The sequence below is a fragment of the Hydrogenophaga intermedia genome (assembly GCF_000723405.1).
Lineage (GTDB): Bacteria > Pseudomonadota > Gammaproteobacteria > Burkholderiales > Burkholderiaceae_C > Hydrogenophaga > Hydrogenophaga intermedia.
Genome location: NZ_CCAE010000014.1, coordinates 12,963 through 25,295, shown reverse-complemented (window position 1 = coordinate 25,295; position 12,333 = coordinate 12,963). Strand labels below are relative to the sequence as shown.

Below are 12,333 nucleotides of genomic sequence, written 5' to 3'. Positions count from 1 at the left end.
TGTCGTACTCCCCTGGAAATCAGAAACTCAAGCTCGCCCGCGCGTACACCGCGTGGCCTTCGATGGAGCCGCGCGCCTCGACCGATCGGGAGGCGTAAATGGGCAGGCCGAGGCCCACGTCGAAGCCGATGGGGCCACCCACCGCGCGCACGCCCACGACCATGCCGGCCAGGCTGCCGGTGATCTGGCCTTCGCGGCCGAAGATGCGCCCGACGTCCACGGCCACGTAGGTCTGCAGCCGCCCGATCCAGCGCGCGGAGCTCTCCTGCGGCGGTGGCAGCGTGAAGGCGATGTCGTTGCGCCAGTACAGACCACGCTCGGCCGACAGCGAGGTGCCGTCGAAGCCCCGCACCGTGAACAGTCCACCCACGGACATCTGCTCGGAGCCGTAGAGGAAGTGCGGGCTGGTCTGCATCTGCAGGCTGCTCGACCAGGTGGCATCGACGCCTTTGAGCGGCAGGGGCCGGAAGTAGGAGACCGCCGCGTTGTAGCGGGTGCCGAAGGGCGTGGGCACGTTGCCGGTGCCGGCCTCGGGCAGCGCCACCACGCCGAAGGCCTTGATGCCGCGCGCGGCCGAGGCGTCCAGCGTCCAGGAGCCCGCACCGGCCACGAACACCGAGGTCAGACCGATCTGCACGTCGGTGAGCTTGGGGCTGCTGGTGCTGAGCAGGCTGCCTTCGATGTAGTTCTTGGAGTCCTTGTGCGTCACGCCGGCGTTGAGCGTGAGCTTGCTGGTCTGGCCCCGGCTGAGCACGCGCTGAACGCCCAGGTTGTAGGTCTCCGTGTTGCCGTCGGTGCGAAAGCGCTGCGTGAGCGAGCTGATCATGCTCACGTAACGGCTCTTGCTCAGGTTGAGGCTCCAGTTCCAGTAGCCGTAAGCGAAGTTCGCGCCGATCAACGCGCTTTCGCTCAGGCGCTCATCCGAATCGGCGTCGAGGTTGCGCGAGAAGCTGCCGAACCAGGCGTCGTTCAGGCCCATGGGGTTGTCCACGGACAGGTTGAGCGTGCCGCGCAGGTCGCCCGTGGAGGGGCTGCCGTAGTTGTCCAGCGTGAGCCCGCCGCTCACGCGGTGGCGGGGCTGGTTGCGGATGAGGATGTTGGTGAGGCCCGGGTGCTCGCTGGGCTGCAGCTCCATGGTGGCGCTGTTCGATCCCAGGCGGTTGATCTGGTCCAGGCCCTGCTCGATGTCGCGGATGTTGAGCACCTTGCCCTTCAGGCCAGGAAAGGCCGTGGCCAGGTACACGCCGGCCTGGTCGTCGCTCAGGCCGATCTCGCCCACCTTGCCTTCGAGCACCAGCAACCGCAGCAGGCCGTTGGACATGTCCTGCTGCGGGATGTAGACGCGCGTGGTCACCAGCCCCATCTCGACGTAGCGGTTGGTGATCTCGCGCATGAGCTCGCGGATCTCCTTCAGGCCCACACACTGGCCAATGAAAGGGCGCGCAATGTCGGCCTGCGTGGCGGCGTCCAGGCGCGCGGCGCCTTCCAGCTCGACGCGCTGCACGGGGAAGCACGGGCCTCCGTCGGGCCCGTCGGGCAACTCGGGCGCGGTATCGATGCCCACGCTGCCGGGCAGGCGGCGCGCCGGGTCCTGCTGGCGCAGCAACTGCTCGCGGCGCTGCTGCTCGTCGCGCTGCAACTGCTCCTGCTGCTGGCGGATCTGGTCGATCTGTTGCGGCGTGGGCGCCACGCCTTGGGCCTGGGCGGCCAGCGCCGCGACCCACAGGCCGACGGCCAGCACCAGTGATTGCCCTCCCGATCGCCCAGCCCTGAGGCGGGGCCCTGCCTTGTCCGTCACGCGCGCTCCTTCTTGTTCGAGGCTCTTCCCCAGGGGAGCGTGGCGGAACGCGCACACCTCCGGCTGGCGGAAAAAGCTGGCGCGCAGTCTCGGCGCGGACGGGGCCCGGTGATATGGGACCAAAGTCCCAAGTTCACCCGTCAGGTGAGAACTCCGTCACAAATGAAGCAACAATATGCGTCTTTCGCGGTATTGCCCATCAAGTTTCATAGCAGCCTGCCGACCGTTGACGCCACGTACAGCGCCGCCTGTCCCAGGGCGCCACGCCACCACACCACCGGGATGACCCAGACCACCAGGACCCTGCTCGTCGTTGACGACCATCCGCTGATGTTGGAGGGTCTGTCGCAGATCGCGTCGCAGGCCCTGCCCGATCACGGCGTGTTGCAGGCCGCCAGCTTTGCCGAGGCGCGTGGGCACGCGCTGAGCGATGAGCCGCCCGAACTCGTGCTGCTGGACCCGGGCCTGCCCGACCTGCACGGCCTGTCGGCGATCCAGGGCATGGTGAAGGCACTGCCGGCCGGTGCGGTGGTGGTCATCTCCGCCAACGACCAACCGCAGGACCAGGAGGCCGCCTGGGCCGCGGGCGCGCGGGCCTTCATCTCCAAGTCGGCTCGGCCCGAGGATTTGATGACCGGGCTGCAGGCCGTGGCGCGGGGCGAGCGTGTGCTCATCACGCGCCAGCAAGGCAGGGTGGAGCCGCCTCCCACGCCGTCCAATCAGGCGGGCCTGAGCGCGCGCCAGCTGGAGGTGCTGGCCGCCATGTGCGCGGGCGACTCGAACAAGCAGATCGCCCAGCGCCTGCAGATCGCCGAGAAGACCGTGAAGGCGCACGTGGGCGCCATCTTCGACAAGCTCGACGTGGTCAACCGCACCCAGGCCGCGCTGGCGGCGCGGCGCCTGGGCCTGGTGACGGACGAGCCTCAGCCCCCGTCGGCCTGATCGGCTGTATCGGCTGCAGCGGCCACCCGCGTGGCCAGCAGCGTGGCCACGCCTCGCTGCAAGGCCTCGGGCTGCACCGGCTTGTGCAGGATGGTGCAGTCGCCGGCCAGCACCTCGCGCAGCACCTCGGCACCGGTATCGCCAGTGACCACGAGGGCGGGGATGGCCTCGTTGAACTCGTCGCGCAGGCGCTCGACGAGCTGCAGGCCGGTGGCGTCGGCGCCCAGGCGGTAGTCGCTGAGCACGAGGTCGGGCGCGCGGGTCAGCGCGGCGGCCCGGCTCAAGGCCTCGGCGGCGGACGAGGCGCTGAGCACCTGGCAGCCCCAGGACTCCAGCAGCGCCGTCATGGCCGCGCGGATCTCGGCCTCGTTGTCCACCACGATCACCATGGCGCCGGCCAGCCGGTCCGTTGCCGCGGGGTTCACGCCCCGCTCGGGCAAGGCCTTCTCGCGCGCGGCGGCCAGCCGCACCGAAAAGCGGCTGCCCCGCCCGGGTTCGGAGCGCAGCTCCAACGGAATCTTCAGCAGCCGCGTGAGGCGCTCCACGATGGCCAGCCCCAGACCCAAGCCCTTGGAGCGATCGCGCTCAATATTGCCCACTTGGTAGAAGGCCTTGAAGATCGCGCGCTGGTTCTCTGGCGCGATGCCGCAGCCGCTGTCCCACACCTCCACGCGCACGCCACGCCGCGTGCGCCGCGCAGCCACCAGCACGCCGCCTCGGCGCGTGTAGCGGATGGCGTTGGACACCAGGTTGCCCAGCAGCGACGCCAGCAGGTGGTCGTCGGAGCGCACCACCGCGTCGGTGGGCCGGAAGCGCAGGCCGATGCGCTTGGCCTCGGCCTCGCGGCGGAACTCGCGCTCCAGCCGCGCGAACAACTCGCCCAGCGCCACCGGGCCCTCGCGCACCGGGATCACGCCCGCGTCCAGGCGCGACATGTCCAGCAGCGCGTCGAACAGGCCCGTCATCGAGTGAATGGAGCCGCGCATGCCACCCAGCAGCTTGCGCTGCGCGGAGCCCAGCTCGGTCTTCTCCAGCAGGTGCGTCTGCAGCGCCAGCGCGTGCAGGGGCTGGCGCAGGTCGTGGCTGGCGGCGGCCAGGAACATCGACTTCTCGCGGCTGGCCTCCTCGGCCTGCTCCTTGCGCTCGATCACCTCGCGCAGCAGGTCGAGGTTCTCGAAGCGCAGCCGGAAGGATTCGCCCACCAGCCGACTGAGGTTGTGCGCGAAGGCGCCGATGACCGGCAGATAGCCCAGGCCGATGAGGCCCAGCACCCGCAGCATGGACGTGTCCTGCAACAGCATCCACACGCCCAGCGGCACGATGGTGGGCACCGCGAAGGCGTAGAACGCCGGCAGGTAGGACGCCGAGGCGATGGCCGACAGCGAGCCCATGCTGGCGATGAGGAAGAGGTAGAAGAGCTGGTAGCCGGCGTGCTCGGCCGGAAACACCAGCCAGCCGCCCAGCCCCCAGAAGCAACCCGACACGCCCGAGCCCAGCAGCGCGTACAGCGCCCATCGGCCGGTGTCCTCCACGCCCGGCTGGCGGCGTTGGTAGGCGCGCCACAGCAGATGCCGCCACAGCGCCTGCGACAGCATGAGCCCGCCCCACAGCAGCCACTGCCAGGTGGGCAGCACCGGGTAGGCCGCCAGCAGGTACCCCACGGACGCGAGCACGCTGCCCAGGTACGAGGCGGGCATGCTGGCGTAGAGGGACTTGATCTGCTCGGCGCGGATGCGGTCGGGGATGTCAGGGGTCATGGGCGGTGGCGCGGTCGCTTGCCGCGCGGCTGGACGTCGAGCACGGGTTCGACGGCGTCCTCGGCATCGGCACCGGATTCGAAGGCCTTTAGCACGGCGGCGGCCACGCGCCCGGCCAGCACCTCGTCGTCGAACACGGCCGGGAAGGTCTTGCGCAGCTTGCCGCTGACGCCCTGGTTCTGCTGTATCGATCGGATGATGGTGGCGTAGTGTTCGCTCGTGCCTTCGACCAGTTCCTTGAGCGCGGTTTGTGCGCGGTCATAGGCCTGCAGGTACAGCGCTTCATCGAGCAGTTCGACCTGCACGGAACGTGCGATGACGTCCAGCAGATACCTCGACTGCAGCGTGAGATCGGGGTAGCGCCAGGTGGCCATGGGCCAGCGCCAGTCGCGCACGACCAGGTTGGACTCGACACCATCGGCGTAGCGCCGCCGCTCGCCGAAGCCAATGGACTCGCCGAGGCGGCGCATCAGCGGCCGCGACAACAGGTCCAGGCTCTGCATGTAGCCGTGCCGTGAGCTGGCATTGGCGCTGATCACCACCGACACGGGCAGGATCAGCGGCGGCGCGATCACCCCGTCGCGCAACAACGTGTCGTTGATCAGGAAGCGCGAGAGGCGGCCGTTGCCGTCGCTCAGCGGGTGGATGTAGACGAAGCCATACGCGATGGCAGCCGCGCGCAGCAGGGCGTTCTGGCCGCGCGTTCGCGCCGCCGCCGCGCGCAGGCCATCCACCATGCCTTCCAGCGCTTCGTGCGGCGGCGCGAGGTAGTCCACCACGTTCTGCAGGCCGCTGACATGTCCCACGAACACCGGCGAAGCGCGCAGCCCGCGCGCGATGCCGGTGTGCGCCTCGCCCAGCACAGCGTCCTGCACGCGCCGTATCGCTTCATCGCTCAAGGGGTCGTCGAGCCGGCCGCAATGCTCGGCCATGCAGCGCGCGAAGCGGGCGATGCGGTCTTCCTCCTTGCCCTCATGCTCGATGACGAAGCTCGCGCGGCTTTCCTTCACGCTGAGCCAGGCCACCGCGCGCTCGATGGTCTCGGGTCCGAAGCGCCGGTAGAGGCCGTCGAGCTGCTCCTGGATGGCCTCGGGCTGGAGCAACCCGTCCCAGCGCTCGATGGTCGGGCAGAACGCGGGCGTGCCCGGCAGGTTGTCGTTCACGCGCCAGCGCCGGATCTTCTGCGGCGTGGTGGCCACGAGGTAGGCCGACGGGTCCAGCGCATCGACATAGTTGCCCGACGGCGGGCGGGCCATGGCCGGCACCTCGCTGCCCGTGAGCCACTCATAGAAGAAGCCCACGCGGCGCGCGTAGGCGCTGGTGGGCTCGCGCGCAATCCATTCGCTGATGAACGCGCCATCGCTGGCCTCGAACAGGCGCGCGAGAAATTCGAGCGCCACGCCCTCGTGCTTGAGCGCGAAGGTCAGGTGCCCGGCGAGGCTGGGCTCGGGCTCGCAGGCCCTGGGGTAGGTGCGGTGCTCATGCGCCCCATCGACCTGCACCTCCCGCACCTTGCCCACGGAACTGGTGCGGCGAAGGGGCTGGACCGGCTCGATGCCGGTGTGGCGGGACAGCCAGAGATACCCCAGAGGAGCGCTGCTATTTTCCATATTCGAGCGCCAAAACGATTAGATTTAGCGATTCGAACACAAAAATTCATACAGCTCCAGGCCCTGGGCGCCCGACCCGCCCACCTCACTGCGGCTGGTACCCGCTGTCCTTGATGATGCGCGCCCACACCTCGCGGTAGGCGGCTTCGCGCTTGCCCAGCTCGGCGCCGCTCATGTGGCCCACCGTCAGGCCCATGGCCGAGAGCTTCTCGCGCACGTCGGGCAAGGCGATCACTTTGCGCACCGCCGCGCCGAGTTTGTCCACCGCCGCCGCCGGCGTGCCGGCGGGGGCGAAGAGGCCGTAGTACGGCACGTCCTCGAAGCCCTTGATGCCGAGTTCGCTGAAGGTGGGCACCTCGGGCAGCGCGGCCTGGCGCTGCGTGCCCATCACGGCCACCACGCGCAGCTTGCCGGCCTTGTGGTTCTCGATGAAGTCGGGCACGGAGCCCACACCGGCCGGGATCTGGTTGCCCAGCATGTCGCCCATCATGGGCGCGCTGCCGCGGTAGGGCGCGGCCACCAGGTCCAGGCCGTATTGCTTGCCGATCACCTGCACCGCGAACTGCGGCGTGGAGGCCGGCGCGGGAATGCCCACGGTGCTCTTGCCGCCGGCGGCTTTCACGCTGTCGATCCAGCTTTTGAAGTCGCGCGCGGGCGTGCCGCCCGACAGCGCCACGGCGTTCACGAAGGTGGCGAAACCGGCCACGGGCACGAAGTCCTTGGCCGGGTCGAAGCCCGGGTTCTTCATGGTCAGCGGCAGGATGCTCACGCTGTGGTCGTGGCTGAGGAAGACGGTGCTGCCGTCGGCCGGCGCGGCCTTCAGCGCCTGGCCCGCGAGCTGGCCGCCCGCGCCGGGCTTGTTCTCCACCACCACCGAGGTGCCCAGTTCGGTGTGCAGCTTCTCGGCCAGGATGCGCGCGATGGCGTCGGTGCCGCCCCCGGGCGGAAAGCCCACGAGGATGCGGACGTTGGACTGCGCGTGCGCGAAGCCGGCGGCCAAGGCCAGGGTGGCGGCGATGGCCGCGCGGCGGGACAGGATCGGGTTCATTCGGTGGGTCCTCCAGAAAAAAGAATCGGTCGTTTGCTCAGGTGCCTTCGCCATCGACGACGCTGGCGGCGGTACGGAAGGCCTCCACGGCGGTGGGAATGCCGCAGTAAGCCGCGGCGTGCAGCAGCACCTCTTGCAATTCCTGGGCCGTGGCGCCGTTGTTGAGCGCACCACGCACGTGCCCTTTCAGCTCGTGCTGCTTGCCCAGCGCGGCCAGCATGGCCACGGTGATGAGGCTGCGCGTCTTCAGGTCGAGCACGCCGCGCTGCCACACATCGCCCCAGGCGCGGCGCGTGATGTGGTGCTGCATGGGCTCGGTGAACGGCGTCATGCCGCCGAAGGCCTTGGCGACAAAGTCGTCGCCCATCACTTGCGTGCGCATGGCCAGGCCACGCTGGAATTCGGGGTCGTCGGGCAGGTTCATGGAGAAGGCCTCGCGGCGGATGTTTCGATGACGGGCGCAACGATAACGCAGGCCTGGCCGATACTTGGCGCTGGCCACATCCAATGATCAGGAGACACACCCATGCCGCAGAAGAACCGCTACCCGCTGCCCGAACTCAACGCCCTGCCCGAGGACATCCAGGCCCGCATCCGCGAGGTGCAGGACAAGTCGGGCTTCATCCCCAACGTCTTCCTCGCGCTGGCGCGCCGGCCCGAGGAATGGCGCGCCTTCTTCGCGTACCACGACGCGCTGATGCTGAAGGAGACAGGCAGCCTCACCAAGGGCGAGCGCGAGATGATCGTCACCGCCACCAGCGCGGCCAACGGCTGCCTCTACTGCGTGGTGGCGCACGGCGCCATCCTGCGCATCTACGAGAAGAAGCCCCTGGTGGCCGACCAGGTGGCGGTGAACCACCGCAAGGCCGACATCACGCCGCGCCAGCGCGCCATGCTCGACTTCGCGCTCAAGGTCTGCCTGCGCTCCAACGAAGTGGACGACGCCGACATGGACGCGCTGCACGCGCACGGCTTCGACGACGAGGACATCTGGGACATCACGGCCATCACCGCTTTCTTCGGGCTCTCGAACCGCATGGCCAACGTCACGGGCATGACGCCCAACCCCGAGTTCTACCTGCTCGGACGCGTGCCCAAGGCCAAGTCGGCCGCGTGAACCCACCCCTGTAGGACAAGGCCGCCTTTACGGGCCGACACGGCCGAACCACCCGAAAAGGCGGCACGATCGGCTACGCCTCGATCGAACGAGGGCTTCAACTTTGGAGGTTCACCATGTCCAGCAGCAACAAGTCCCGCATCCACGCTTTCCTCATCGCCTCGGCCATGGCCCTGAGTGTCGGTGTCGTCCACGCGGAAGATATGAAGGGCCGCATCCAGTCCATAGACAAATCGGCGCGCAGCTTCACCATCGCCAGCGAGGTGATCTACGTGACCGACAAGACGGACTACGAGAACGACTACGAGCGCTTCGAAGACCTGCGCGAGGGCCACTACGTGGAAGTGGACATCGACCGCCGCGATGGCCGTCTCTACGCCGACGACATCGAGTTCAAGAAGAGCAAGCAGTAAGCGGTAAGCCGCGGCGGCGGCCGGGCGGCGCTCACGCGTTGACGCGCAGCAGCCGCCCGCTGTCGGTGAGCAGGTACAGGCGCCCGTCCGGGCCCTGTTGCACGTCGCGGATGCGCTCGCCCAGCGAGGTCAGGAAACGCTCGCGGCCCACCACCACATTGCCGTCGAGCTGAAGCCGCCACAGGGCTTGCCCCGCCAGCGCACCCACGAACAGGCTGCCCTGCCAGTGCGCGGGCCCGGTGCCAGTGAAGAAGGCCATGCCGGCCGGCGCGGTGGAGCTTTTCTGACCCGACACCCAGGGCGTGCCATCGATCTTTTCCCACACCGACACCGGCTGCTCCATGCCGGCCTTGGCCGAGCCTTCGCCCCACTGGGTGGTGGTGCCGTACTGCTGGCCGTGGCTGATGACGGGCCAGCCGTAGTTGAGCCCGGCAAGCACGCGGTTGATCTCGTCGCCGCCCTGCGGGCCATGTTCGCTGATCCACAGCTCGCCCGTGCCCGGGCGCAGCGCGGCACCCTGCGGGTTGCGGTGGCCGTAGCTCCAGAAGCTCGCCTGAGGACCGACGGCGAAAGGGTTGCCGGGCGCGGGATCGCCATTGGTGGTGATGCGCGCGACCTTGCCGTTGCCGCGCGAAAGGTCCTGAGCGAACGGGGCCTGGTCGGCGTTCTGGCGGTCGCCCAGCGTGACGAACAGGTGGCCGCTGCCGTCGAACACCAGGCGCGAACCGAAATGCCCGCTGCTGGCCACCTTGGGCAGTTGGCGGTAGATGACGGTGAGGCCGACCAGGCTGGACGAACCCACGTCGAGTTCCGCGCGCGCCACCGCCGTGCCATTGATCGACGCATTGCCAGCGTCGACCTCGGAGAACGTGAAGTAGACGCGCCGGTTGCTCGCGAAGGACGGGTCGATGGCGACGTCAAGCAGGCCACCTTGCCCGCCAGTGGACAAGCCGGTGGGCAGACCGGTGATGGTCTGCCGCGTGCTGCCGTCTGCGGACAGCAACAAGAGCTGGCCCAGGCGGCCGGTGATGAGCATGCGCCCGTCCGGCAGGAAGGCCAGGCCCCACGGGCTGGACAGACCCGCCACCACTTCGGTCACGGTGACCGGTGTGGTGGTGGGAATGAAGGCCGGCGAGTTGCCCGAACCCGGCGAGTTGCCCCCACCGCTTCCACCCGAACCACCGGCATCCCCATCCCCGCTGCCCCCGCCACCGCAGGACAGCAGCACGCCGCACACACCCAGCGCCACGAGAACGCGGCTCAGGCTCGGGAGGTGCGGCTGGACCATCGGGCCATGCTAGGGCGCATCGCCGCCCGGGGGTGCAAGCATTTGTGACCCGTCGCGGGGCGTCAGGCGTCGAGGTGCTGGCGCAGCAAGGGCGGGATGGGCGCGGACCTTTGTTGCGGGAAATTGACCCACACCGTGGTGGCGCCGCCCGAGGCGTAGACCGTGTCGGGATCGTCCGCGCGCGTGAGCGTGCACCAGCTCTCGAAGCTGCTGCGGCCGGTGTCGCTCACGTACATGGTGGCGATCACCTCGCCCGGGAACTCGAGTTGTTTGTGGAAGGTGCAGAAGGCGTTGATGATCACCGGGCCTTCGCCGCGCGGGTCGGGCTCGCAACCGATGGAATGCATCCAGTCGATGCGGATGGTTTCCAGGTAGCGGAAGTAGACCGTGTTGTTCACGTGGCCCATGGCGTCCATGTCACCCCAGCGGATGGGGATGCGCATCTGGTGGACCTGTTTCTTCTTCTCGGGCAGTTCGAATTTCATCGGTGGGCGCGAATGGAGGCAAGGATGCCCAGCACGAACAGCGCGCACGCCAGCCACTGCACGGCGGCGGGCCACTGCCCATTCCAGGCGAAGGTGTAGAGCAGGCCGAAGACGGTCTCGCTCACGATGAGTTGGCCCGCGAGGCTGGCGCTGAGCCGCCGGCTGGCCATGTTCCACAGCACCGACGCGACCCAGGCCGCGCCAATGCCGGTGACCAGGCTCACCGCCACGAACAGGCCGAAGCGCGGCTGCGCCATGAGTTCAGTGGGCGCGCTGCCCGCCACCGCCGCGATGCCGATGGCGCCCAGGCCCGCGGCCACGCCCAGCCAGTTCGCCCACAGCGTGGAGTTGACCTCGGGATGGCGCGCCAGCCAGCGCGCGTTGAGCAGACCGAAGGCCGTCCACGAAGCCGTGGCCAACGCCGCGAGCAACACGCCCATCCACAGATTCGAGCCGGCGCCGCCCCCGCCGCCGTGCGCGCTGGACCGCATCATCAGCGCGATGCCCGCGGCCGTGAGCACCAGCCCCGGCAACAGCGCGCGCCAGCGCAGGCCCTGCGGCTTGCCCAGCAGCATCACCCACAAGGGAATGGTGCCGATGATGAGCACCGGCAACGCAGCGCCCGCCGCCTGAATGGCCAGCACCAGCAGCAGGTAGTAGCCCGTGTAGCCCAGCAGGCTCAGGCCCAGCGCGGCCCAGGCCTGCGGCGCCGAGGGCCAGCGCGCCTCGCCGCGCAGCGCGGCCCACAGCAGCAGCACCAGCGACAGCAGCCCGCAGACGAGGAAGCGGCCCACGGTGAGATCGACCGTGCCGAACGCGGGCACGACCAAAGGGGCAACAAACGTGGTGCCCCAAAAGGCGCCAGCCCCGAGGCCAGCGAGGACCCCCAACCCAGAAACACCGCGGAACGGGCTTTGCCCGGCCGCAGGTGTTGCCCCCTGGGGGGTGACGCCGAAGGCGGCGCGGGGGGTGCTCATCTACGCGCCGAAGCCGTCGTCGGCCGCGATCACGGCGCCGTTCACGAAATGGCTTTCGTTCGAGCACAGCATCACCAGCAGCGCGTCCAGGTCGCTGGCCTGCCCCAGGCGCTTGCGCGGCGTCATTTCGATGAGCTTCCTGCCTTGCTCGGTCTTCCAGTGCTCGTGGTTGAGCTCGGTGTCGATGTAGCCGGGGCAGATGGCATTGACGTTGATGCCGAAGCGGCCCCACTCCAGCGCCATGGCCTTGGTCATCTGCACCACGGCGGCCTTGCTCATGCAGTACACGCCGATCTGCGGCAGCACCTTCAGCCCCGCCATCGACGCGATGTTGACGATGCGCCCCCCAACGAACGTGCCCGGTGCCGCGCCCTTGGCGCGCGCGATCATGCGCTTGCCCACCTCTTGCGCCACGAAGAAGGCGCCCTTGGTGTTGGTGTCGAAGACGAAGTCGTAGTCGGCCTCCGTCACGTCCTGCAGGCGCTGCGTGGTGCTCACGCCCGAGTTGTTGATGAGGATGTCGATGGGGCCGACCTCGGTCTCCGCGTGCGCGATGGCGGCCTTGATCGAGGCCAGGTCCGTCACGTCCAGCGCCACCACGTGTGCCGCGCCGCCTTCGGCCTCGATGTGCGCGCGCAGGTTCATCAGGCGGTCGGTGCGACGGCTGGCCAGCACCACGGCCGCGCCGGCCTGCGCCAGCGTCTTGGCGAACTGCGCGCCCAGGCCGCTGGACGCGCCGGTGATGAGGGCCACGCGGCCCGAGAGATCGAGGGTGTAGGCCATGCTGAGGCTCCCAAATGTGAACGGTCGTTCGATTTTGTGCGGTCGCCGCATAAAATGCGGTCCACTCCGGGACAAGAGCCCTTCGCAAAGGAGAGCGGCCGGAGGTTGTCAAACA

12 protein-coding genes are annotated in these 12,333 nt (G+C 68.8%); 3 read left to right on the top strand and 9 right to left on the bottom strand.

The window, feature by feature from the left end:
* Nucleotides 1-19: 19 nt before the first annotated feature.
* The gene (locus tag BN948_RS10705; protein ID WP_035621622.1) at nucleotides 20-1,741 is read right to left on the bottom strand and encodes a ShlB/FhaC/HecB family hemolysin secretion/activation protein; all 1,722 of its coding nucleotides are present in this window, start codon (nucleotides 1,739-1,741) and stop codon (nucleotides 20-22) included.
* Nucleotides 1,742-2,080: 339 nt separating this feature from the next.
* Between BN948_RS10705 and BN948_RS10700 the strand changes: the two genes are divergently transcribed.
* A complete protein-coding gene (locus tag BN948_RS10700) occupies nucleotides 2,081-2,740 on the top strand; it encodes a response regulator transcription factor (RefSeq protein ID WP_069902783.1) in 660 nt (219 codons plus the stop codon).
* Here BN948_RS10700 and BN948_RS10695 read toward each other — a convergent pair.
* From BN948_RS10695 to BN948_RS10680, 4 genes are all read right to left on the bottom strand, one after another.
* On the bottom strand, nucleotides 2,722-4,497 hold the full coding sequence (locus BN948_RS10695; protein WP_009518911.1) for an ATP-binding response regulator: 1,776 nt from the start codon (nucleotides 4,495-4,497) through the stop codon (nucleotides 2,722-2,724). The genes BN948_RS10700 and BN948_RS10695 overlap by 19 nt on opposite strands.
* Nucleotides 4,494-6,107, bottom strand: a complete 1,614-nt coding sequence (locus BN948_RS10690; protein WP_009518910.1) for a Fic family protein — start codon at nucleotides 6,105-6,107, stop codon at nucleotides 4,494-4,496. The genes BN948_RS10695 and BN948_RS10690 overlap by 4 nt, the downstream gene beginning before the upstream one ends.
* A gap of 85 nt (nucleotides 6,108-6,192) precedes the next feature.
* The gene (locus BN948_RS10685; protein ID WP_009518909.1) at nucleotides 6,193-7,155 is read right to left on the bottom strand and encodes a Bug family tripartite tricarboxylate transporter substrate binding protein; all 963 of its coding nucleotides are present in this window, start codon (nucleotides 7,153-7,155) and stop codon (nucleotides 6,193-6,195) included.
* 37 nt (nucleotides 7,156-7,192) lie between these two features.
* Nucleotides 7,193-7,579, bottom strand: a complete 387-nt coding sequence (locus BN948_RS10680; RefSeq protein ID WP_009518908.1) for a carboxymuconolactone decarboxylase family protein — start codon at nucleotides 7,577-7,579, stop codon at nucleotides 7,193-7,195.
* Nucleotides 7,580-7,681: 102 nt separating this feature from the next.
* Between BN948_RS10680 and BN948_RS10675 the strand changes: the two genes are divergently transcribed.
* Together BN948_RS10675 and BN948_RS10670 are read left to right on the top strand one after the other, a co-directional pair.
* Nucleotides 7,682-8,272, top strand: coding sequence for a peroxidase-related enzyme (locus BN948_RS10675; protein WP_009518907.1), 591 nt, complete (start codon nucleotides 7,682-7,684; stop codon nucleotides 8,270-8,272).
* 116 nt (nucleotides 8,273-8,388) lie between these two features.
* Nucleotides 8,389-8,685 (top strand): DUF5666 domain-containing protein, encoded by a 297-nt coding sequence (locus BN948_RS10670; RefSeq protein WP_009518906.1) that lies wholly within the window; start codon nucleotides 8,389-8,391, stop codon nucleotides 8,683-8,685.
* Nucleotides 8,686-8,716: 31 nt separating this feature from the next.
* Here the strand turns inward: BN948_RS10670 and BN948_RS10665 are convergent, their stop codons facing one another.
* The 4 genes from BN948_RS10665 to BN948_RS10650 form a co-directional block, all read right to left on the bottom strand.
* Complete coding sequence (locus tag BN948_RS10665) at nucleotides 8,717-9,973, bottom strand: PQQ-dependent sugar dehydrogenase (protein ID WP_009518905.1); 1,257 nt, start codon at nucleotides 9,971-9,973, stop codon at nucleotides 8,717-8,719.
* 62 nt (nucleotides 9,974-10,035) lie between these two features.
* Nucleotides 10,036-10,458, bottom strand: coding sequence for an acyl-CoA thioesterase (locus BN948_RS10660; RefSeq protein WP_009518904.1), 423 nt, complete (start codon nucleotides 10,456-10,458; stop codon nucleotides 10,036-10,038).
* Nucleotides 10,455-11,435, bottom strand: a complete 981-nt coding sequence (locus tag BN948_RS10655) for a DMT family transporter (protein ID WP_009518903.1) — start codon at nucleotides 11,433-11,435, stop codon at nucleotides 10,455-10,457. Before BN948_RS10655 ends, BN948_RS10660 begins: the two co-directional genes overlap by 4 nt.
* Nucleotides 11,436-12,218, bottom strand: coding sequence for an SDR family oxidoreductase (locus BN948_RS10650; RefSeq protein ID WP_009518902.1), 783 nt, complete (start codon nucleotides 12,216-12,218; stop codon nucleotides 11,436-11,438). It abuts the gene before it with no gap.
* Nucleotides 12,219-12,333 lie beyond the last annotated feature (115 nt).

Excerpts from the sequence above, each read along its gene's own strand:
- BN948_RS10700 (WP_069902783.1), top strand. The coding sequence starts at position 2,081 with ATGACCCAGACCACCAGGACCCTGCTCGTCGTTGACGACCATCCGCTG.
- BN948_RS10695 (WP_009518911.1), bottom strand. The coding sequence starts at position 4,497 with ATGACCCCTGACATCCCCGACCGCATCCGCGCCGAGCAGATCAAGTCC.
- BN948_RS10690 (WP_009518910.1), bottom strand. The coding sequence starts at position 6,107 with ATGGAAAATAGCAGCGCTCCTCTGGGGTATCTCTGGCTGTCCCGCCAC.
- BN948_RS10685 (WP_009518909.1), bottom strand. The coding sequence starts at position 7,155 with ATGAACCCGATCCTGTCCCGCCGCGCGGCCATCGCCGCCACCCTGGCC.
- BN948_RS10680 (WP_009518908.1), bottom strand. The coding sequence starts at position 7,579 with ATGAACCTGCCCGACGACCCCGAATTCCAGCGTGGCCTGGCCATGCGC.
- BN948_RS10675 (WP_009518907.1), top strand. The coding sequence starts at position 7,682 with ATGCCGCAGAAGAACCGCTACCCGCTGCCCGAACTCAACGCCCTGCCC.
- BN948_RS10670 (WP_009518906.1), top strand. The coding sequence starts at position 8,389 with ATGTCCAGCAGCAACAAGTCCCGCATCCACGCTTTCCTCATCGCCTCG.
- BN948_RS10665 (WP_009518905.1), bottom strand. The coding sequence starts at position 9,973 with ATGGTCCAGCCGCACCTCCCGAGCCTGAGCCGCGTTCTCGTGGCGCTG.
- BN948_RS10660 (WP_009518904.1), bottom strand. The coding sequence starts at position 10,458 with ATGAAATTCGAACTGCCCGAGAAGAAGAAACAGGTCCACCAGATGCGC.
- BN948_RS10655 (WP_009518903.1), bottom strand. The coding sequence starts at position 11,435 with ATGAGCACCCCCCGCGCCGCCTTCGGCGTCACCCCCCAGGGGGCAACA.
- BN948_RS10650 (WP_009518902.1), bottom strand. The coding sequence starts at position 12,218 with ATGGCCTACACCCTCGATCTCTCGGGCCGCGTGGCCCTCATCACCGGC.